The 22,891-nt window shown below is 45.6% G+C and carries 16 protein-coding genes; 8 read left to right on the top strand and 8 right to left on the bottom strand.

Annotation, left to right across the window (positions count from 1 at the left end; all coding sequences use genetic code 11):
- The first annotated feature begins 175 nt into the window (after positions 1 to 175).
- The 5 genes from ACHFJ9_RS07290 to ACHFJ9_RS07270 all read left to right on the top strand — a co-directional run bounded on the left by ACHFJ9_RS07290 (position 176) and on the right by ACHFJ9_RS07270 (position 7,840).
- Complete coding sequence (locus ACHFJ9_RS07290; RefSeq protein ID WP_395354492.1) at positions 176 to 595, top strand: hypothetical protein; 420 nt, start codon at positions 176 to 178, stop codon at positions 593 to 595.
- 217 nt (positions 596 to 812) lie between these two features.
- The gene (locus ACHFJ9_RS07285; RefSeq protein ID WP_053313547.1) at positions 813 to 2,234 is read left to right on the top strand and encodes a TolC family protein; all 1,422 of its coding nucleotides are present in this window, start codon (positions 813 to 815) and stop codon (positions 2,232 to 2,234) included.
- Positions 2,235 to 2,336: 102 nt separating this feature from the next.
- Positions 2,337 to 4,052, top strand: coding sequence for an efflux RND transporter periplasmic adaptor subunit (locus ACHFJ9_RS07280; RefSeq protein ID WP_258504957.1), 1,716 nt, complete (start codon positions 2,337 to 2,339; stop codon positions 4,050 to 4,052).
- A gap of 2 nt (positions 4,053 to 4,054) precedes the next feature.
- Entirely contained in the window at positions 4,055 to 7,195 is a 3,141-nt protein-coding gene (locus tag ACHFJ9_RS07275; protein WP_395354490.1) for an efflux RND transporter permease subunit, read from the top strand.
- 63 nt (positions 7,196 to 7,258) lie between these two features.
- Entirely contained in the window at positions 7,259 to 7,840 is a 582-nt protein-coding gene (locus tag ACHFJ9_RS07270) for a cupredoxin family protein (RefSeq protein ID WP_005391258.1), read from the top strand.
- A gap of 97 nt (positions 7,841 to 7,937) precedes the next feature.
- On the opposite strand, the gene ACHFJ9_RS07265 is transcribed toward ACHFJ9_RS07270, so the two are convergent.
- The gene (locus tag ACHFJ9_RS07265; protein WP_395354487.1) at positions 7,938 to 9,287 is read right to left on the bottom strand and encodes a ferric reductase-like transmembrane domain-containing protein; all 1,350 of its coding nucleotides are present in this window, start codon (positions 9,285 to 9,287) and stop codon (positions 7,938 to 7,940) included.
- Between the two features lie 239 nt (positions 9,288 to 9,526).
- Here ACHFJ9_RS07265 and blaCARB point away from each other — a divergent pair, with 239 nt between their 5' ends.
- On the top strand, positions 9,527 to 10,378 hold the full coding sequence (blaCARB, locus tag ACHFJ9_RS07260) for a CARB family carbenicillin-hydrolyzing class A beta-lactamase (RefSeq protein ID WP_395354485.1): 852 nt from the start codon (positions 9,527 to 9,529) through the stop codon (positions 10,376 to 10,378).
- A 292-nt stretch (positions 10,379 to 10,670) separates the two neighbouring features.
- Positions 10,671 to 11,720, top strand: coding sequence for a sensor domain-containing diguanylate cyclase (locus tag ACHFJ9_RS07255; protein ID WP_031780198.1), 1,050 nt, complete (start codon positions 10,671 to 10,673; stop codon positions 11,718 to 11,720).
- Between the two features lie 118 nt (positions 11,721 to 11,838).
- Here the strand turns inward: ACHFJ9_RS07255 and ACHFJ9_RS07250 are convergent, their stop codons facing one another.
- Positions 11,839 to 11,991 (bottom strand): hypothetical protein, encoded by a 153-nt coding sequence (locus ACHFJ9_RS07250; protein WP_005375418.1) that lies wholly within the window; start codon positions 11,989 to 11,991, stop codon positions 11,839 to 11,841.
- 245 nt (positions 11,992 to 12,236) lie between these two features.
- On the opposite strand from ACHFJ9_RS07250, the gene speG reads away from it, so the two are divergent.
- Complete coding sequence (gene speG, locus ACHFJ9_RS07245) at positions 12,237 to 12,776, top strand: spermidine N1-acetyltransferase (RefSeq protein ID WP_041853120.1); 540 nt, start codon at positions 12,237 to 12,239, stop codon at positions 12,774 to 12,776.
- Positions 12,777 to 12,824: 48 nt separating this feature from the next.
- Here speG and ACHFJ9_RS07240 read toward each other — a convergent pair whose 3' ends face one another.
- The 6 genes from ACHFJ9_RS07240 to ACHFJ9_RS07215 all read right to left on the bottom strand — a co-directional run bounded on the left by ACHFJ9_RS07240 (position 12,825) and on the right by ACHFJ9_RS07215 (position 22,869).
- Complete coding sequence (locus tag ACHFJ9_RS07240) at positions 12,825 to 13,622, bottom strand: hypothetical protein (RefSeq protein ID WP_104970180.1); 798 nt, start codon at positions 13,620 to 13,622, stop codon at positions 12,825 to 12,827.
- Between the two features lie 175 nt (positions 13,623 to 13,797).
- Complete coding sequence (locus tag ACHFJ9_RS07235) at positions 13,798 to 14,883, bottom strand: OmpP1/FadL family transporter (protein ID WP_395354482.1); 1,086 nt, start codon at positions 14,881 to 14,883, stop codon at positions 13,798 to 13,800.
- A 120-nt stretch (positions 14,884 to 15,003) separates the two neighbouring features.
- Positions 15,004 to 18,144, bottom strand: a complete 3,141-nt coding sequence (gene vmeQ, locus ACHFJ9_RS07230; RefSeq protein ID WP_395354480.1) for an efflux RND transporter permease subunit VmeQ — start codon at positions 18,142 to 18,144, stop codon at positions 15,004 to 15,006.
- A 10-nt stretch (positions 18,145 to 18,154) separates the two neighbouring features.
- A complete protein-coding gene (gene vmeP / locus ACHFJ9_RS07225; protein ID WP_005391278.1) occupies positions 18,155 to 19,297 on the bottom strand; it encodes an efflux RND transporter periplasmic adaptor subunit VmeP in 1,143 nt (380 codons plus the stop codon).
- 90 nt (positions 19,298 to 19,387) lie between these two features.
- On the bottom strand, positions 19,388 to 20,179 hold the full coding sequence (locus ACHFJ9_RS07220) for a hypothetical protein (RefSeq protein WP_005479226.1): 792 nt from the start codon (positions 20,177 to 20,179) through the stop codon (positions 19,388 to 19,390).
- 530 nt (positions 20,180 to 20,709) lie between these two features.
- A complete protein-coding gene (locus ACHFJ9_RS07215) occupies positions 20,710 to 22,869 on the bottom strand; it encodes a prolyl oligopeptidase family protein (RefSeq protein WP_395354476.1) in 2,160 nt (719 codons plus the stop codon).
- Positions 22,870 to 22,891 lie beyond the last annotated feature (22 nt).

Here is a 22,891-nt window from a genome sequence, read left to right as displayed (position 1 = left end):
TGACAAAAAACTCACTAGCGAGATATTTCTTAGCGATTAATATGTCCAATTGACTTTAAGATGTAGAACTCATTATCTCGAAGTGGGTTCGGTATAATCCTTGACTTTACCCCTAGGGTAACCTTTATTATTTAGTGGTTACTCGATATATAAGCTCATTTTGACTGGAAACCGTATGCGTCTGAAATCATTGCATACAATTTGGCTAACGTTATGTACAACGCTGATACTGCTGGTATCTAGCGTGGTAAATAGTGCGCCTTTAATGAGCCTAAAAATGATGTCGAGTGATGCCATGATGTCTGCTCACATGACGGAAATGGCAAGCGAGAACGATCACTGCGGCTCCCCGAGTATAAGCATGGAGATGGCCTCATCGTTGAGCTCCAACTCTGCAGAGATGACCATGAGCTGTGTTGATGGCTCCGGTATGATCCACAATTGCTGCACAGCATCTTGCTCATTCGTTTTTGTCCCATTACCAGTCACTGACAGCCAGCTCTCCCCATTGGCTTGTCGCGCATCCATTGCCTCAGAAATTACCGCACCAGTGGTACAAGTCACCCATGATTTGTATCGGCCTCCGATAGTTTAATCCATATAAAGCATTCGACCCTGCATCGCTTTGCAGGCAGTTTCTTTGCGCCCAACTGATAGCGTGCTTACCTCAGCTATTCGCTCGTAACTCCATTTGTTACCTGCTATTTAGCGATAAAAAAGTGCGTCATCCGTTTGGCAAATACCAACGCTCTCATGCTCGGTTCAATCGATCCGAAACGCAAAAGAGCTTGGTATCAATTTGGATGTAAATTATGGAATTCAACCCAAATCGCTTAGTGGCACCAGTATGCTCACTGGCTCTGGTTGCTCTACCTGCTTTCAATGTGGTGGCACAATCGCCAGCCAATACGAAAGCACAGCAAGAAGCGCAAGCTCAATCAATCCAAGCTCAGTCAACCAATGAGCTAGCAAACCTCATTAGCGTTGCGTTGAGTAACGATGGCAACCGTAAGCAGTTCTATGCTCAATCGGAAGCAATGCGTGAAACAGGCGTAGCCAGCGCAACCTTGATGGACCCGAAATTGAAAGTCGGTTTTGGTGGTTTGCCTGTCGATAGCTTCAAATTTGACGAGGATCCGATGACCAATATCTCCGTCGGTTTGATGCAACAGTTCGAACGTGGCTCGACGCTCGATCTTCAACAAAAGAAAGCCAATCAACAAGCCGATGGTTTGTCGTTGCAAGTTCACGCACGGGAGCTTGAAGTGGCAAACAGCATGACTCAGCTTTGGTTGGAGCTGGGCTATCAGCAGAAAGCAGAGCAAATTTTGCTAGAAAACCGTCGGCTCATGACGGAAATGGAAAACTTCATTCAAACCAATTACTCAATCGGCAAAAGCGAAGCGCAAGATTTACTGAATGCACAGCTTCAAGTGAGTAAGTTGGATGAAAAGCTGCAAGCCAACGCACAAATGCAGCGCCGTTTGGTCTCGCAACTCTCAGAATGGTTGGGCTCGGACTGGCTCAATACCTATACCCAAAACGGACGCTCAACACTTCAAGCCAGCAACACACTGACTTGGGCGTCATTAAACCAAAAGTTGTCTGCAAATAACGAAACGACCAAGCACTACCAACAGTTGAGTGAGCACCCGATGGTGAAAATGGCAGACGTAAGTATTTCTGCCAATGAAACTCAAGTGGACATTGCAGAGCAAGCTTACACGCCTCAATTCGGTGTGGAAGTGATGTACGCCTATCGTCAAGCCAACAATATGAAAGGCGAACCTGCATCGGATTTGGTGAGCGCGTATCTAACAATGGACATTCCCCTGTTCACTGGCAATCGCCAAGACCGCAACTTAGCCGCCGCTCAGTATCAAGTGGGTGCTGCTCGCTCACAAAAAGATACGTTACTGACTCAGATGAACGCGAAGGTCAACACATTGCTGGTTGATCGCGCCAACTTGAGTCAGCGTTTAGAGCGTTATCAATCCACCTTACTTCCCCAAGTTCAAGCTCGTATTCACGCGGTAGAAAGGGGTTATCAAAACAACACCGCACAGTTTAACGACGTGATCATGGCAAGCACAGACGAGCTGGCGCTAAAGCTCGAACAGCAACGTCTTATTACCGATTTAAACATCGTAAACAGCAACTTAGCGGCTTTATTGGGTGGTTTCGAATATCAAGTATCCGCACCCAACATCACGACTGAAGCAAGCGCGAACTAAAACAAAACATGAGAGAACCCAAGTTTGGGGACGATGGCGAATGCACACCAATAAACAATCAACATCGCTGTCATGCCTCATGGGGAAAATAAGGAATTAGGAATGAGTTCAAATTCAATCAAGATAGCAACCATCGCTCTGCTTGTTGGCGGGGCACTAGGGTTTGGCGTTAATCAGTACCTATCTGGTGCAAACCACGACATGAGTGGCTCAGGCGCTAACGCTGCAAGCAGCTCAAACGAGCCACTCTATTGGGTTGCTCCAATGGATCCAAATTATAAGCGCGACAAACCGGGCAAATCGCCAATGGGCATGGACTTGATCCCAGTGTACGCTGAAGATCTCGCGGGTGAACAAGACAAACCCGGCACGGTAAAAATTGACCCATCAGTTGAAAACAACTTAGGTGTAAAAACTGCTCAAGTCTCTTTAGAGCAACTTTCACCTCGGATTGAAACTGTCGGCTATATCGCGTTTGACGAAAGTCATTTGTGGCAAACCAACGTTCGCGTGGCTGGCTGGGTTGAAAAGCTTTACATCAATGCCGTGGGTGAAAAGGTCAACAAAGGCGATGTGCTGTTCACGCTGTATTCGCCTGAGCTAGTCAAAGCACAAGAAGAGCTACTGAACGCCTACCGAACTGGGCGTAATGGTCTGGTGAAAGGCGCGACAGAACGTTTAGTGACACTGGGTGTTGATCGTTCTCAAATCAGAGCCATCACTCAACGCGGGAAAGCATCGCAAACTATTGAAATTAAAGCTCCGGAAGATGGCGTCATCGCGAGTTTGAACGTTCGTGAAGGTGGTTACCTATCCCCTGCTCAAGCGGTAATCAGCGCGGGCCCACTTGAAAACGTATGGGTGGATGCCGAAGTATTTGAGCGCCAAGCGCACTGGATGAAAGCAGGAAGTAGCGCCACTATGACGCTGGATGCTATTCCAGGCAATGAATGGAAAGGGGTTGTCGACTACGTATACCCTATTCTGGATCCTAAAACTCGTACCTTGCGTGTACGCCTCAAGTTCCCTAACCCGAATGGCGATCTTAAACCTAATATGTTTGCCAACATTGCCCTTCAACCAGTCACTGATAACGCAGTTATGACGATTCCTAAGTCTTCCGTTATTCGATCCGGCGGTATGACCCGAGTCGTGTTGTCTGAAGGCGATGGTAAATACCGCTCAACGCGCATCAAAGTTGGGCGTGAAGCCGACGACAAAATCGAGGTGCTACAAGGTCTGTCTCAAGATGATCGCATCGTAACCTCTGCACACTTTATGTTGGATTCGGAATCGAGCCAAACGGCTGATCTATCCCGTATTTCATCACCTACTGAAGCCAAAGTAGAAACAGTTTGGGCTAAGGGTGAAATCACCGATGTGATGAAAGATCACCGTATGTTGACCATTAATCATCAGCCCGTAGCAGAGTGGGATTGGCCGGGTATGGTCATGAACTTTACCCTCGCAGATGACGTTGATGTGGGCACTCTGCAAAAAGGCCAAGCTATCGAGTTTGAAATTCAGAAAACAGAGTCCGGTCAATATGAAGTCGTTGACTACAAAACCGATGACAGCGTTGTCGTGACTGACGTATGGATTACCGGAGATATCAGCATGTTGATGGCGGATTTTGGGATGATAACTCTCAACCACCTCCCAGTTGCAGAATGGAACTGGGAGGCAGGAGAGATGAACTTCTCTGTGGGTGATGAAGTGGATCTATCCGGATTCAAAGAAGGTCAGAAAGTACGGTTTTTAGTTGAAAAACAAGGAGCTGACTACGTCTTGAAGCAACTTGAAGCGGTTGAGGGCTAACTATGATTGGAGCAATAATCCGCTGGTCGATCAAAAACCGTTTCATGGTTTTGATCGCTACCTTAGCGCTTGTTTTAACCGGACTTTACAGTGTAAAGAATACACCTGTAGACGCCATTCCGGATCTTTCTGATGTTCAAGTGATCATCAAAACAAGCTACCCAGGCCAAGCACCTCAAGTAGTTGAAGATCAAGTTACTTACCCACTAACAACCGCGATGCTCGCCGTACCGGGTGCAGAAACCGTTCGTGGTTATTCATTCTTTGGTGACTCATATGTTTATATCATTTTTAACGATGATACCGACATGTATTGGGCACGTTCGCGCGTTTTAGAGTACCTAAGCCAAGTAGCACCTAAATTACCACCGAGTGCAAAACCGACATTAGGACCAGATGCAACGGGTGTGGGCTGGGTCTACAGCTATGTACTGCAAGATAAAACAGGCAACCATGATCTTGCTGATCTACGCAGTATGCAAGACTGGTTCTTGAAATATGAGCTGCAAACCGTCGATGGCGTCTCTGAAGTCGCAACCGTTGGCGGTATGGTGAAACAATATCAAGTTCAGATTGACCCAGCTAAGCTACGTGCTTACAACCTGACACTGCAACAAGTGAACATGGCGATCCAAAACGGCAATCAGGAAACGGGCGCCTCTGTTGTTGAAGTAGCAGAAGCGGAACATATGGTTCGCACTACAGGTTACCTAACGAGTATTGAGGATATTGAATCACTCCCGCTCAAAGTGACAGAGAAAGGTACACCGCTCTTATTGGGCGACATTGCTGACATCAACTTAGGTCCGCAAATGCGTCGCGGCATCTCTGAGCTTAACGGCGAAGGTGAAGCGGTTGGTGGCGTTATTGTCATGCGATTCGGCGAAAACGCGAGTGAAGTCATCAGCAAAGTTAAAGACAAACTGGAAGATTTACAGCGCAGCTTACCGGATGGTGTAGAAATCGTGCCTACTTACGATCGCTCCACGCTGATTAACGCTGCCGTAGAAAACTTGTGGAAGAAATTGGCGGAAGAATTCATCGTCGTGGCGGTTGTTTGTGCCCTTTTCCTATTTCACATCCGTTCATCTTTGGTTATCGCACTGAGCTTGCCCGTCGGTATTTTATCCGCGTTTATCGTCATGCATTCTCAAGGCATTAATGCCAACATCATGTCGCTCGGGGGGATTGCCATCGCCATCGGTGCTATGGTGGATGGTGCCATCGTGATGATAGAAAACGTTCACAAGCATATTGAACGAACGCCTCTCACGGATAAGAACCGCTGGCAAGTGATTGGCAAAGCCGCTGAAGAAGTGGGCGCGCCCCTGTTCTTCTCACTGCTTATCATCACGTTAAGCTTTGTGCCAGTGTTTGCACTGGAAGGTCAAGAAGGCAAGATGTTCTCCCCTCTCGCCTTTACTAAGACTTATGCCATGGCCGCTGCGGCAGGTTTGGCAATTACCCTCGTACCTGTGCTCATGGGTTATTTCATCCGTGGCAACGTATTACCAGAGCATAAGAATCCAGTAAATAGAGGCTTAATTGCGCTGTATCGCCCGTTGCTGAATACCAGCCTCAAGTATCCTAAGAGTATGATCGTTATCGCTTTAGGCCTAATGGCGTCAGCTTACTATCCAACCAGTCAACTGGGTAGCGAGTTCATCCCACCATTGGATGAAGGCGACTTGATGTACATGCCGACTACGTATCCGGGAATCTCGATTGGTAAAGCACGTGAACTAGTTCAGCAAACTAACAAACTGATCAAAACCGTACCGGAAGTCAAAACGGTTTGGGGCAAGATTGGCCGTGCAGAAACGGCTACCGACCCTGCGCCACTCACTATGATTGAAACTGTTATTCAGCTAAAACCTCACGATCAATGGCGTGAAGGCGTGACGACAGAGTCGTTACGCAAAGAGTTCGATGAACTGATTCAGTTCCCGGGACTCACCAACGCATGGGTAATGCCGATCAAAACGCGTATCGACATGCTTGCGACGGGCATTAAAACGCCAATTGGGATCAAAATCGCAGGCCCAGACCTGAAAGAGGTCGAAAAAATTGGTGCTCAGCTGGAACCTATTCTTAATAGCGTTCATGGCACCTCATCTGTATATGCGGAGCGTGTCGCGGGTGGCCGTTACGTGACGATTGATATCAAACGCCGCGCAGCTGCGAGATATGGATTGAGCATCAAAGACGTTCAGCAAGTTATCTCAACAGCTGTTGGGGGTATGAATGTTGAAGAAACCATTGAAGGCTTGGAACGCTACCCGATTAACGTCCGCTATCCGCAAGATTACCGTGACTCGGTTGTTAAACTGCAAAACCTACCACTGGTAACCCCCAACGGCGCACGCATCGCACTCGCAGACGTGGCAGATATTCGTTATGAGGATGGCCCACCGATGATCAAAACCGAAAACGCGCGTCCAAACGGTTGGGTTTTCGTGGATATCGAAGGTCGTGACCTGGGCTCATACGTCGTGGAAGCACAACAAGTAGTAGCAGATCAACTTGAATTACCTGCGGGTTATTCGCTGGCTTGGTCAGGTCAGTACGAATACATGGAACGCGCCAAAGACCGCTTAAGTGTCGTAGTACCAATCACTATTGCGATCATCATGATGCTACTTTACTTCAGCTTCCGCCGTGTGGGTGAGGTGCTGATCATCATGCTGACGCTGCCTTTAGCAATGGTTGGTGGCTTATGGCTGATGCATTATCTGAACTACAACTTCTCTATTGCCGTGGGGGTTGGGTTTATCGCCCTCGCCGGCGTTGCGGTGGAGATAGGCGTCATCATGCTGGTGTATCTCAACCAAGCATGGCACCACCGAAAACTGGATGCAGAAGAGAAACAACGACCACTTCAAGCGCGGGATCTTACAGACGCAATTCGCGAAGGCGCTGGCTTGCGTGTGCGGCCTGTCATGATGACCGTATTAACGGTAATCATTGGTCTTATTCCAATCATGTACGGCGAGGGGACAGGCTCTGAAGTGATGCAACGCATCGCTGCACCGATGATTGGTGGCATGGCTTCTGCCCTGCTGTTAACGCTGCTTGTGTTACCTGCCATCTTCAAGCTGTGGAAACAGCGTGAAGTGAAATCAACTCAACACCAAGATAAATAACAACGAGCGCCATTATTCAGAGAGTAATGGCGCGATAGCTAATTGATAGTAAAGGAAATCAACATGAAAAAGACTCTTATCACTCTTGCTCTAACCATGGTATCGGGTGGCGTATTTGCTCAAATGGATAACTCAAACATGAACCACGAAAATATGGAGCATGGTCAAATGGATCACGGTTCCATGAACATGGATAAAATGCCGATGGATCATGGAAAAATGGACCACGGTAAAATGGATCATTCTGGTATGAGCGGCATGCCGGGCATGTCAGCGGTTGGTATGCCTGCAAATGGCGCAAAACCAGACAAAGTCGTTCATGTACTCTTAACGGATGATATGAAAATTACATTCAAAAAAGACGTGACAATAGAACCGGATGATGTGGTTCAATTTGTGGTAATGAATACAGGCAAAATCAATCACGAATTTACCATTGGCTCAGCAGAAGAACAACTTAAACACCGTGAAATGATGAAAACCATGTCTGGCGATCACATGCATGACTCCGGCAATGCTGTCACTGTTGAACCAGGCAAAGCGAAACAACTCCTGTGGCACTTCCATGGCGATAAAAATGTAGAGTTCGCGTGTAATATCCCCGGACATGCAGAAGCCGGCATGGTCAAAAAAGTGGAACTGTAGTAAGACCGGATTAACGCATTAACACGGTTCATAGACGTTAAATATAAATAAAAAGGAGCTAATATTAGCTCCTTTTTATTTCGCCCCAAATACTAGATTATCGCATCACAAACAGCTCTTCATGATAGCGATGTTCTATATCAAAACGATATACCTCTAACTCTTTTTTCAGGGTTCGAGAGAATACCTCCGGTCCACAGAAATAAAACTCATAACGCGATAAGTCGCCGCATTCCCTCGCAATTCGTTCAACATTAAGTCGAGGTGAAACCGCAGTATCTATCACGTTTAGTTTCACTTGTGCCTGATGCGCGGCATTCCACAGTTCATCCACTAAATGACTATCTAAGCCACGTGTGCAATAAAACAAATGCACTGGCGGATGTATTTTTAACGCTTTCAGTGAAGATAAGATGGCAAAGAACGACGCTATCCCGACACCACCAGCAATCCAAACTTGCGGCTTGTTGACATCAAACTCTAAACGTCCATACGGCCCTTCAACAACAACCTCATCGCTCGCTTTCACGCGTTGGTACAAATTGGTCGTGAAATCGCCTAGCTCTTTGATCAAAAAGCGAATCTCTGGATCGTGCTCACCTGAAACAATCGTAAACGGATGCGGATCTTCATTACCAAAACGAACATAAGCAAACTGCCCGGCTTTGTGTCCTTGCCAAGGTTTTCCTTGACCGTTATTGCTTGGCGCCAAAACCAGCTCCATCACGCACGCTTGAGGGAAGTAGCGAGTCGACACCACTTTGGCGGGATAGCGATTCGCTCGTCCGACAAAGCCAAACAAGCTATAAACGGCAGCCGCAGAGCCCATCAATGCAAAACCAAAAGCGATAAAATGAATGGGATCGCCCCAGTACGCGTGCTTGATCAGCAAAACGGAGTGAACAGCAACCATCAAATACACCACAGCCATTAAACGATGGGATAACTTAAACGGTTTGTATTTAACAACAGTCCAGAGTGACACTGCCAGCAATACCAATAGCAAATAAAAGCCCCACTCACCTAAATCCAAGCCTATATCACGCAGTTCTTTAACCCATAACTCAAAACCAACGAAGTTATTGCCTGATGGCCCTGCTCCAGTGTGTTTTACTGGTTTTTCCAACCAACCAGCAGCAACGAGCCACTTCGGCACTTTATACATAAGCCAATGGATCACACCCAAACTGACGCCTGCTATACCTAACCACTTGTGTACTCGATATGCCTTGTCCATGCCATGAACCCATTGCTCTATCACAGGTAAGCGCAGCGCCAGCACCATCGCAATAGACATCAAAGCTAACGACAAAACACCAGAATATTGAATAAGCGCGGAGCGCCATTGGAAGAATTGGGTCGAGGAAAGCAGTTGCGGTTCACTCATCCACCACAACACAGACACGGCGGCAATTATCATCCATACAAAATTTCGTACAGTTTTCATGAACATCACTCTCAAATTGACGACAACTCTAGTTTAGTTTTTCTAGCGTAATGCAACGTCAATATTCGTAAAGTTGAGTAAACCCACAATATGCCTAAGGTCAATAACAAACTTGGAGGTATTGCGCAGAATCCTACAAAAAATCGACATGGATTTAACAGTGGTTAGAGTATTCGCTCGTTATAGTTTGCGTAACATCGCCACAGTGCGAACCAAAACCAAAATGAAGAACACGACGCATGAAAAAGTTATTTTTGTTGGCTGGGCTAATGGTTTGCTCAACCCTAAGTTACGCTTCCCAACTGAATGAAGACATTTCTCTCATCGAACAACAAACCTCAAGCAGAATTGGAGTCTCGGTTTGGGATACGCAAACCGATGAGCGCTGGGATTACCGTGGCGATGAACGCTTCCCACTCATGAGCACATTCAAAACCTTGGCTTGCGCCACAATGCTAAGTGATATGGACAGCGGTAAGCTAAGTAAAAATGCGACCGCGAAAGTCGATGAGCGCAGCATCGTTGTGTGGTCTCCAGTGATGGACAAACTCGCAGGCCAAAACACACGCGTAGAACACGCTTGTGAAGCTGCGATGTTGATGAGTGATAATACTGCTGCCAACTTAGTATTGAATGAAATCGGCGGCCCTAAGGCCGTGACAATGTTTCTGCGAACTATTGGTGATAAAGCGACGCGCCTAGATAGATTAGAGCCACGTTTAAACGAAGCGACACCGGGAGACAACCGCGACACAACCACACCTAACGCCATGGTAAACACTCTGCGAACCTTGATTGAAGGAGAAACGTTGTCTTACGAGTCTCGCGTGCAATTAAAAATCTGGATGCAGGACAACAAGGTTTCAGACTCGTTAATGCGTTCAGTATTACCAACAGATTGGTCTATCGCCGACCGCTCTGGTGCGGGTGGTCACGGTTCGCGTGGTATTAACGCAATCATATGGAAGGAAAACCATCGTCCTGTTTACATTAGTATCTATGTCACAGAAACCGAGCTATCACTGCAAGCCAGAGACCAGCTCATCGCGCAAATCAGTCAGTTGATTTTACAGAAATACAAAGATAATTAATTCACTGCGTACATATTTACTTTCCTAAGTTTACCCTCTTTGCCCTTCTCTTCCCTGAAGGGCTTTCCTATTCTTTGGTTCTACCTCAAAAACACCCCTTATTGAGTAATGACTTACTTATAAATAGGTATAACATTTATTCATTTAGGCGTGAGTTAACGCCCACATTAAGCAATTGAACACACATAGATGGCGATAAATAAACCATAATCTTACGTAGAAACGCATTTTTCTTGAAAATAGCTTCGTGTAACTTATTGTTGGTATTTGCAACATCGCAAGGAGATGTCTATTGAGACTTGAAAGAACTTTTAACCCTGATGACTTATCGATGCAGAACATGGAAAGTCCGATCTGTATGCCGATAGGGTTTGTTCACTTTTTAGCTCAATCGGAAACATTGCAGCAGGTGCTTGATACGGTCGCAGAATGGATAAATCGTATATTCAATTCCGACCGCGCGAGTATCACGCTTTATGAAAATGATGATCATCTGAAGGTCTACTCTTTCTCTGGTAATAAAGCGATTCCGGCTGAATTCTTGGTACCTATTCACCAAGCTTTTGTTGGCCGAGTGTTCAAAAAACAACAACTGATGATCTGTGACGATGTCACTCAATCTGATGAGGTCGATTGCGTGATGCTGGCATCCAATGGCATGGGGACGTGTATGGATGCGCCTTTAATGCACGGTAAAGTCTGTTTGGGCACGCTCAATGTTGCACATCACCAAACGCACACTTATACAAATGAACAAGCGGCACAGCTTCAGTGCATTGCTAACTGGATTGCTTTAAACATTGCCCTTCATATACAAATTATGAAAATGGAGCATCTCGCCACAACGGATGATCTGACTGGCATTCCAAACCGCAGAGAATTCATGCGACAAATCGAAAGCCGCTTGACTGAATACCGTACCCAAGGCATTGACTTCCATGTTGCTATTCTAGATTTAGACAACTTTAAGAGCCTTAATGATCGGTTTGGTCATGATGCTGGCGATAAATCGCTGATCCATGCAGTCAACACCATTCAAAGTCATCTACTTGACTGTGACTTACTTGCCAGAGTTGGCGGTGAAGAGTTTGCCATCGTACTAAGAAGCCGCTCATCGCAAGAAGCCCTAAACACATTAGAAACGATTCGCAATGCGCTAGAAACTACGACGATTCAACACTCAGGTCGTGATATGAGCTTTACCGCTAGTATTGGTGTAACTCAAGTCTGTAGCTTGGATGACTCGTTTGAACCACTCGTAAAACGCGCCGACTTAGCCCTTTACAAAGCCAAAGAAACCGGTAGAAACCGTGTTGAGGTTCATAAAACAGAAGAAAACTAGAAAAGAGAGTGATAAAAAAGGTAGCGACTTGTTGCGCTACCTTTTATAAATTCTAACCCGCCTAAAATAAGTAATACGAACTTTAAGCCAGTTTAGAAATAAGAGTGAGCAAATTTAATTATGCTTTCTTAAGATCTTTAGCTGGGTAAGTTAGCGTTTTCTCGCCTGCTTTTACGTGTGTGTAAAAACCGCCACTGCTTAAACCTGTAACAACCATTTCGCCAAGATCGATACCTTTAGTCGCTACTACTACGTCACCGATTGAAAACATATTGAATACCTTGTTTATTTAGATTAAGACACTAAGTCGTTGCGCGGTATTTAATATGATATTAGGCAAACCACCTAATCGAATTTTTTATCGTAAAGATTAATTTTTATTTGGCGTGAACTCTAAGTTTCCATATTGAAAAAAACACAATATTTCCCAAAAACAGATGCGCTATTCTTGTTAAATACGTTAAGATTTTCTAGCATCAATTGCGGAGGTTTACTCCGCCTCATTGGAGATAAATGATGAAGAAAGGCCTAAAAATGCGTGCACTAGAACGCTCTGATTTGCGCTTTATTCACGAACTAAATAACAACCGAAATATCATGGCCTACTGGTTCGAAGAGCCTTATGAATCTTATGATGAGCTCGAAGAACTGTACCGAAAACATATACATGATGACGCAGAAAGACGCTTTGTGGTTGAAGATGAAGACGGCATAGTGATTGGATTGGTCGAACTTATTGAGATCAACTACATTCACCGAAGCGCTGAGTTTCAGATAATCATCGCCCCAGAGCATCAAGGACGAGGTTATGCGACAGAGATGATTAATCGTGCATTGGATTACTCCTTCTCGATTCTTAATCTACGTAAAATATACTTATTGGTCGCAGTGGATAATGAAGTCGCTATTCATTTATATAAGAAATGTGGTTTTATTGAAGAAGGCCATTTAGTAGAAGAATACTTTATTAACGGAGCCTATAGCGATGTTAAGCGCATGTATATATTAAAACACCAATATCAGAAAAAGATCGAAGAAAAGAACGCGATTCACTAATTTATTCCATCAAAGTAAAAACGCAGCCATCGTTGCTGCGTTTTCAATTTACTCAAATTGATATTGGTAAGATAATGCGACGCGCCTATCTGCCTCATCTAAATACGTGTTGTTGTCCATGACAAACGTCATTACGTTAAACGAGTGACGTTTATTCACGAGATAACCAAGGCCGATACCACCAAAGAAGCCTTTGTAGTTCTCTCCTTCACTGTTTTCTGAGCCGTAAGTGCCTGCTGCGAAGCTGATTAACGTCAGTTCTTTGGTAAACGATTTCAGCGCAAATGCACCAACGTAGCCGCTGCTGCCTGAAGAGCTCATCATATTGAAGCCATTCTCTGCACTTGGAGTGCCCGTAAAGTTAGGCTCGCTACAGTGGCTACTTTCTGCACCGTCACAAACAGGAACATCACCAGTGTTGTACGTATAGCCTGCCATTGGGAAAATTTGGAAGCCTGCTGGCTCAATCCCGAAATAACTTAGCGGCATAAAGGTACCAACGCTGTAGTTGGTTTGATCCGCGCCGTTTACGTATTCATTTTTACCGAAGTTGAAGTTCACGATACCGACCGGAAACAACCACGAGCCACCAATACGCCACTCGCTCGCATCATCATTGATACGCAGGTTAATTTTGCGCGCTTGGTCAAGCGCAAGTGAGCCCGAGAATGAGATGTTTTGATCATCAAAATCGTAGTTGTTTGCGTACGACGCGCCAAATTTCGTAATGACTTTTGTTGGGTCATCCGCCAACTTGTTTTTATTGTCTTTTACTCGGTGCTCGGCACCATGAGCCAGCGTACTGACCAACAAAGTCGTACACACTAACGCTAGTTTATTTTTCATTTTTAGTCCTTTGAGATGTTGAATACCCGCACTTAGCCGCGCAGATACTTTTTAAATCATCACTCACTGGGTGTGACAGAAGCGCCCTAACTACCTTAGATAGCGTTACAGCATCCAGTGCAGGTAGTTAGGGTAGAATGGCCTGTAAGGAAGGCGTTTTAGCGATTAGGAATGATTAGTTTTTCCAGTTGTAGCTCATGCTCATGAAGTACAGAGCAGGCTCATCAAAGCCAGCTTGTAAGCTTGGCGTTTCTGACGATTCCATCAAGATCGCTTCAAACGCGAAACCAATTGAGTTTTCTGAATCCAATGTGTAATCAATGCCTGTACCAATGCGGTACGCCTTGCCAGTAGGAACGGTAATATCACCGTTTGATTGGCTCTCATACATGCTGGTATCGAATGCAAAACCTGCATTCCACATCATTTTTTCATTCAGTTTGTACTGAGTACCCAATGCGATTTGGTAAGTGTCTTGTGTCTCTACGTTCAGCGTGGTTGTGTATTCGCTCCAGTCTTGCCAGTTCACGTTCCACATCACCGCTAGGTCATCATTCAATTCGTGGTAAGCACTGAAGATAAGTTGTTGTGGAGCAATGGAGTTGCTGTTGTCGAATTCAAATTCGGTTTCAGAAGAGTAAGACAGACCAAGACGCGTGCCTGGTGTTGCCTCATAAAGCACACCTACTCGGCCATTAACCTGAGTATATTGGTCTTCGTCATTGAAGTTCAAGGCTCCCTTCGTTTCCACTTCATACATACCGTACTGAATGCCAAGCGCCGCACCCACAGACCAGTGATCATTGATGCGGTAAGAAGCGGAAGGTTGAATGGTCAAGGCTTGCGTCGTTGCTGTAGGAATATCTAAATGATTATTCAAAAGACCTTCGTATTCTAGGCCAAGACCGTAGTTGCCATACAGACCAATACCCAGCGTCCATTTGTCGTTCACTTGTTGGCTGTAAAATGCCGACGCCATAGGAACAAAACCAATCACGTTGCCCGCAGCGCCAGTCATCGTGTCTAGTTGCGCGTCACCGTAAAGACCAATCAGGTTACCAGAGAAAGATTTACCAGAAACATTCGCCAGACCAGCCGGGTTTGCTGCCATTACTGAGGCATCTTGCGCACGAGCCGCCATACCAGCGGATGCCAAACCAATATCCGATGCTGTCGTTTCGTAAAGGTATAACCCACCCGCTTGCGCAGCAGCACACGTCAGTAGAGAACTCGCTACGACGATTTTTGAAAGATTTTTCATGTTAAAACCTATTATTGTTAGGGGAACCCACGCTGCGACGGTGGTTGTATATCAATGAAAGGCATTGGCCAATCGCACACAGCGTGGGGGTGTTGTGGAGTCAGTCGGTTGAAATCAGCGTTATTGCTCGCTCACCTCAAGTTCAGAGGGTTTCTTTCGCTTAAACTTCTCGCGCAGAGATTGCATCATCACGAAGAACACTGGCGTCAGCAACGTGCCTACAAACGTAGAAAGAATCATGCCGCCGAATACCGCAAAGCCCAGTGAGTGACGAGATGCCGCACCGGCACCCGATGCAATCACCAACGGGAATACCCCCCAGATGAAGGCGAACGCAGTCATCTGTACTGCACGGAAACGGATTCGAGCAGCTTCTTTGGCAGCATCAATGATTGATAAGCCCTTTTCTTCTCGCAGAACTTTGACAAATTCCACGATAAGAATCGCCACTTTGGCGGACATACCAATCAAGATGACCACACCAATCTGCACGTACAAATCGAACGGTTGTCCCACCAGCAGTAGCGTGCCCATTGCGCCGAGAATCGCGACTGGAACCGCCATCATTACCGCAGCAGGAATAGTCCAACTTTCGTACTGAGCCACCAAGAACAAGTAGGTGAACAGCAAAGACAATGCGAACGCGATTGGCGCCATGTTGCCTGCTTTCATCTCTTGGTACGTCATGCCTGACCACTCGTACGAGTAACCACTTGGCAAAGATTCCGCAGCCAGTTTTTCAATGGCTTTTACAACATCACCCGAGCTGTAACCTGGCGCTGGCGCACCGTTCACGGTTGCAGAACTGAACATGTTGTAGTTCGACAAGGTATCCGGGCCGAAGATCGGCTTCACTTTCACTAGCGTTGCCAGTGACACCATTTTTCCAGAGCTTGAGCGAACAAACAGATGGTCGATGTCGTCGATGTTGTCACGGTATTGCTCTTCTGCTTGCACTTTCACTTGGTACGAACGACCAAACAAGTTGAAGTCAGAAATGTAGGTACCGCCCAACTGCGCTTGCAGTGTGCTGAAGATTTCATTCAACGGTACGCCCATCGAAATCGCTTTATCGCGGTCAATATCGATGTAACGTTGCGGAATGTTCGCACGGAAAATCGAGAACGCACGCGCCACTTCAGGCAGTTGATTGATTTGGCCAACAAAATCAGCGGTTGTTTTTGCCAACTCTTGTGGAGAACGGCCCAAGTTGTCCTGCAGCACAAGGTTGAAACCATCCACCGCACCCATGCCTTTGATTGCCGGCGTCGCGAAAACGAACGAAGCGGCATCTGGCGTTGAGTTCAGCATTTGGTTAACTTTATTCATCAACGCGCGTTGGTGTAGCTCAGGGTCTTTACGTTTGCTCCAGTTATCCAGTTTGATGATCAACATGCCCGAGTTTGGAATCGACGCCATGTTAATTACCGAGAAACCCGCAACCGAAACCACGTTCTCCACACCTTTCATCTGTTTTAGCTCATCAACGTACTTCTTCATTAATGGTGCAGTACGCTGCAATGCTGCTGCGTCTGGCAAACGCATTTCGACCATGAACACGCCTTTATCTTCGTTCGGTACGAAAGAAGAAGGTACGGTCATGAACGCAAACGCCAGCACCGCAATAAGCGCGCCATACACAGCGATACTCAGCACAATGCGGCGGCTCAAGAAGCCAACTAAACCTTGGTATTTACGCGTTATTGCTTCAAAACCTCGGTTAAACGCACGCAAAGGTGCAATAGGTTGCGAGTGAGTTGATTTCAACATCAACGCACAAAGCGCTGGCGTTAACGTTAATGCGTTGATCGCAGAGATCAGCACCGACACACAGATGGTGACCGCGAACTGGTTGAACATTCGACCAGAAATACCCGGCAATAGCGCAACCGGTACGAATACCGCCAACAAAATAAGCGTTGTTGCCAATACTGGCCCCGTCACTTCTTTCATGGCTTGGATCGTGGCCGGAATCGGGTCTAAATGCTCTTCATGGATAACCCGCTCCACGTTCTCTACCACGATGATCGCATCGTCCACCACGATACCGATGGCGAGGATCAAGCCAAACAACGAGATGGTGTTAATGGTCATGCCCATCACGCCCATGATTGCGAACGTCGCAATAATGGAAACCGGAATCGCTAAGGTTGGTATGATGGTCGCTCGCCAGTTCTGCAAGAAAACGTACACAACGAAGGTTACAAGAAGTACCGCAATCACTAGCGTCTCGTACACTTCATCAATCGATGTCTCTACGTATTCGGTAGAGTCATACGCGATGTCGTAGACCAAATCATCTGGGAACGATTTCTCGTACTCTTTCATGGCCTCTTTCACGCGTTCCATCACGTCTAGCGCGTTCGCTGTCGGCAACTGGTACAAGGCCAGAACGGCGGCTGGTTCGTTATTCATACGACCATCAGCTTCGTAACCTTGTGCGCCAACTTCGACACGAGCCACATCTTTCAAGCGAATCAAAGAACCTTTCTTGCTCGCGCGGATGATGATGTTCTCGAACTCTTCCGCAGAAGTAAGGCGACCTTTGGTTTGCAAAACATATTGATATTGCTGGTCACCCGGAGCTGGCATACCACCGATCTTACCCGCCGCCACTTGGATGTTTTGCGTTTTAATTGCGCCGATAACATCGCTAGCAGAAAGCTTCAAGGTGGCCAATTTATTTGGGTTCAACCAAATACGCATTGAGTAGTCTTTCTTACCCAACAGCGTAATGTCACTCATACCTTCGATACGTTTTAGACGCTCAACGATATTGAGATCCGCATAGTTAGAAAGGTAGATACTGTCGTAAGACTGTTTCGGAGAACGCAGTGTGATAACGCCTAGCATGTCGGAAGATTTCTTCTTAACCGTCACACCGATTTGGTTTACTTCTTGTGGTAGAGACGACGTCGCCTGTGCAACCAAGTTGTTCACACGAACCTGCGCCATATCGCCATCTGCGCCCACTCGGAAGTAAATACGCAATGTATATGAGCCATCGTTACCAATCACAGAAGACATGTAAATCATGTCTTCAACGCCGTTGACTTTGGCTTCTATCGGTTGTGCTACGGTCTTTTTAACCACGTCCGCGTTTGCACCCGGATACATGGTGCTCACCGTAATTACCGTTGGAGAGATTTGAGGATACTCAGAAATTGGCAAGACTTTCAGGGCGATCATACCCATCAATGTCATCGCCAGTGAGATCACCAAAGCAAACTTCGGCCGGTGAATGAAAAATTTACTTAACATCAGTACTCACTCAGCCTTGCTCACTCTGTAGTTCAACGTCTTTCACCGTTGCACCCGGACGCACTTTTTGAAGACCATTGACGATGACTTTTTCGTTAGCCGCCAAACCAGTCAGCACAGCACGTTTCACACCGTAGGTCTGACCGAGTTCAACGTTACGACGAGACACCACGTGATCATCACCAACCACCATGACGTAGTCACCCGCTTGGTCTTGTTGAACAGCCGCCGATGGGATAAGCAAACCATCAATGGTTTTGTTGCGCAGCTTGATGGTCAAGTTGCCATATTCACCCGGCATAAGCGCGTAAGTTGGGTTATCGAATTGTGCTTCTGCTCGAATTGAGCCTGTTTCTAAATCGATCTTGTTGCCAACGGCGTAGATCTTGCCATCAAGCGGATACAATGAACCGTCTGAAAGCGTCAGTGTTAAATCAACATCCAGTTTGTCATCGTTACGATGAGCCACATCAATGGCACTTCTTACGCGGCGGTAGAGCTTCTCATCCACATCAAAGCCAAAGCGAATTGGGTCGATTTGAGTGATCGAAACAAGAGGAACGAGTTGAATTTTCGAAATACGGTCACCCACTCGGAAGTTGCTGAAACCCACGCGGCCAGAGAAAGGAGCACGCACAGAGCTAAATTCAAGATCGAGCCTTGCTGAAACCAGCGTCGCTTTCGCCTCTTCTACCGAAGCAATCGCTGCGGCGTGCGCAGCAATGGCGTCATCGTATTGCTGCTCACTGATGCTTTTATCTTTGATGAGTTTCTTCACACGTTCTGCATCACGCGTAGTTTGAACGAGTTGTGCTTTTGCTTTTTGCAACGACGCTTTTGCATACGCCAGTGCCGCTTTGTAAGGACGGTCGTCGATTTCAAACAGCAATTGGCCTTTTTCGACCATATCGCCATCTTTAAAATGAATCGCGGTTAATTCGCCACCGACTCGAGGCATAATATCAACGTCATTTACCGCTTCAGTTCGACCGATAAAAGTATGATAAGGAGTGATTTTTGTTTCGGTTAGAGTAACGGTTTCAACAGAGGGTGCTTGGGCAGTTTTCGTTGCGATATCGCCAGTTTTGCATCCTGATAGTAATGCAGAAGATATAGCAATAGATACCAACGCAAATTTATATTTGGCTTTCATGATAAACCTACTTTATGTAGAAAGTGCCCTATCCTAAATATTTAAATATATGGATAAACACACTTTCTATTCTGGAAATAAACGAGGGAGTTAGAATTGGTAGTTAAATTCGATACGGTGATCACCATCACCGAAATTAACGTGCTCATTCCAGTTTGCAAAGTAGCGAATATTTGCGCGAGGATTAATTTGATAAGACAACGCAAACTCATGAGTTAAGATATTATCTTCACCCGCGTAATAAGTATCTTTATATTGACTAGACCCTGACAATGTATGCATATACATTGGGTTGTAGTTAATCCAGATCTTATCGGTTAATTCAATTTTTGAGTACATACCGACAACGGTGAAAGTACCTGGAATTTCATAACCTTTGTCATCACCACTAAAATCATTAGCAATAGTGACACCCGCACCAGCCAAAGGAAATAACTGCAACATGCCAAACTTAGGTAGACCTTGAATAAAGCTATAAGATGCATCTAATTTATCGTTATCAACATCGTAGTTTACATCTAATTGACGGCCTAGACCTTTTGCGACTTCTACTTGGAAATTACGTAGTCGGAAAGAGTCAATGCTGTCATCAACATTGGCATACATTGGATCGTCATTGTCGCGAATGCCAAATAGCTCACCACCAATGCCTTTCATTTCGATGATGTTCATCGCCATGGTGCCAGGCTGGCTAGATTGGTAAGTTTGACCGATTTTGATGTTCGCGCCTTTGTCAGTAATACCAAAGCCCGCTTGGGTGTAAACCGCAAGTGGGTCAGACATGTCTTGTAGTTCTTCGTCATTATTTGTCTGAGCATAAGCAGAAGACGCGAGTTGAAGGGCTGCTGCCATGATAACAACAGACGGTTTCACTAAATTCATAAAACTGTATCCATTTTAATGATTATAAAATTATTCACGTCATGAGGTCATCATAAATAGCAAGCAACACAACTCGCTTTGGATAATATAAATTATCAAAGCAAATTTAATAATGACGAAACATTAGACGTTTTAATTAAAATAAAATAAAGCGTCGTAAAAGTTCAATCACTGCTACTTATATCTTATATAACTTGAAATTTGGTAAGCTTTACGAAGAAGGGAATATTAAAACTTATGAAAATTCAATTATCATTAGAACAAATGATTAATTAAATTTACCATATAAATAAGGAGTGCAATGGTGTTAAGTGATCGCGATCAAGTTTTATTTGTATCGCATATTACTCTTCAGGTAAATAAGAGAGTTGTAATAAATTGCAAATACCTTAATTTAATTAGCCTTGCGGTCAATTTAGAATAGTTACTCCACAATAAAATAAAAGGAAATCACACTCTGTGATTCCCTTTTATTTTCGAGTGCAAAAGCACCAATGCATTTCGTTAACTAAAAACGCAAACGATTCGCACTATTGCAGTTTCTCTATCCCCATATTGAACAGTGCAAAGCTATAAATATCTGCATTTGTCTCAATTATTTTACGCGTTGGTGTGCCAGCACCATGCCCTGCATTGGTTTCGATGCGAATCAAGGTCGGATTTGAACCCGCCTGTTTTGACTGCAACTCAGCAGCAAATTTGTAAGAGTGAGCAGGAACAACACGATCATCATGATCACCCGTTGTAATCAATGTTGCTGGGTATTCCACCCCCGCCTTTACATTGTGCACTGGCGAATAATCTTTCAGATATTGGAACATCTCTTTACTTTGCTCTGCCGTACCGTAGTCATACGCCCAACCAGCACCTGCGGTAAAAGTATGGTAACGCAGCATATCCAGTACGCCGACTGCTGGCAGCGCCACTTTAAACAGCTCTGGACGTTGCGTCATAACGGCCCCCACTAACAAGCCACCATTCGATCCACCGTTAATGGCTAACTTGTTTGATGACGTTACCTCTTCATCAATTAGAAATTCAGCCGCAGCAATAAAGTCATCAAACACATTTTGCTTTTGCATTTGAATGCCAGCGTTGTGCCATTCTTTGCCATATTCCCCACCACCACGAATGTTCGCTACCGCGTAAACACCACCAAGCTCTAACCAAGCCACACGTGTCGGGCTAAAAGATGGTGTGAGGCTAATGTTGAAACCACCATAACCATATAGGATGGTTGGTGCACTGCCGTCCATCGGTGTCCCTTTTTTATAGGTGATGATCATCGGCACTTTTGTTCCGTCTTTTGAGGTGTAAAACACCTGACGAGATTCATACAAAGCTGGATCAAATGGCGCTTTAGATTTGTAGTACACCTCGCTATCACCATCTTTGATGTTCAGACGATACGTAGTGCTTGGCATCTTGTAGTTGGTGAAAGAATAGTAGACTTCGGCTTCTTCTTTTTTACCTGAAAAACCGTACGCACTACCAATATCAGGCAGCTTGATTTCACGGATGAGTTTGCCGTTCATGTCGTATTGCTTCACCATCGAGATCGCATCAACAATATAGCTCGCAAACAAATTGCCACCCGCGGTAGAAACACGTAACACGTTCTTTGTTTCAGGGATCAAATCTTTCCAGTTTTTGGGCTGCGGCTGACTCGCATCCACCGTCACGACGCGTTTGTTCGGCGCATTAAGGTTCGTAACCAAGTACAGTTTCGTGCCTTGGTTGTCTATTACCCAAGTATCAGAACTGGTGTTATCTAAAATGGTTTTAAGCGGGCTGTTTGGCTTACTCAGATCTTTAAAGAACAGTTTGTTACCCGATGTCGATATGCTGGCTGAGATAAACAAGTAGCGTTCATCTTCCGACGTATAGCCGCCAACATAACGGTATTTCTCTTCCTCAAAGCCGCCGAAAATCAGCTGGTCTTCACTTTGTTTCGTCCCAAGCTTATGAAAGTAGAGCTTGTGTTGATCCGTCTTCGCGGAAAGTTCACTCCCCTTTGGCTTGTCATAACTTGAGTAATAGAAGCCTTGATTGCCGAGCCAACTGATGCCGCTGAACTTAATATCCACCAGCGTTTCGCCGACGGGCTTTTTGGTTTCTGTCTCTAGAACTATGACTTTTCGCCAATCGCTACCGCCTTCCGAAATGCTGTATGCAACTAAAGATCCATCTCGTGAAAAGCTCACTCCCGCTAACGATGTGGTGCCATCTTCACTAAAAGTATTTGGATCGAGGAAAATTTCTGCTTCACCATCACCTAGCTGCCGATAAAGCACGTCTTGGTTTTGTAACCCGTCATTTTTGTAGAAGTAAGTGAACTTACCCTCTTTGAACGGTTGGCTTTGCTTTTCGTAGTCCATGAGCTTAGTGATGCGCTCTTCAATCTGCTCGCGGTAAGGGATTTTCGACAGATAATCAAACGTCACTGCATTTTGTGCCTTCACCCATTCTGCGGTTTCTAGGCTGAGATCGTCTTCCAACCAGCGATAAGGATCACTCACTTTTGTACCAAAGTAGTCATCGACAACATCCACTTTTTGTGTGATTGGATACGTGATGGCTTTCGGGGTTACTTGTTCAACCGACGACTGCGCCGCTTCATTTGCATGCGCCACAGACAACACACTTCCGAGTGCGAGAGCCGTTGCTAATGCTAGGGTGTTCTTTTTCATGAAATTCCTTTTTATTTTTCTG

This window comes from Vibrio sp. D3, assembly GCF_043995865.1.
In the GTDB taxonomy this organism is placed as follows: domain Bacteria; phylum Pseudomonadota; class Gammaproteobacteria; order Enterobacterales; family Vibrionaceae; genus Vibrio; species Vibrio diabolicus.
The sequence above is the reverse complement of the archived record's forward strand: the minus strand, read 5'-3'. Positions and strand labels throughout refer to the sequence as shown.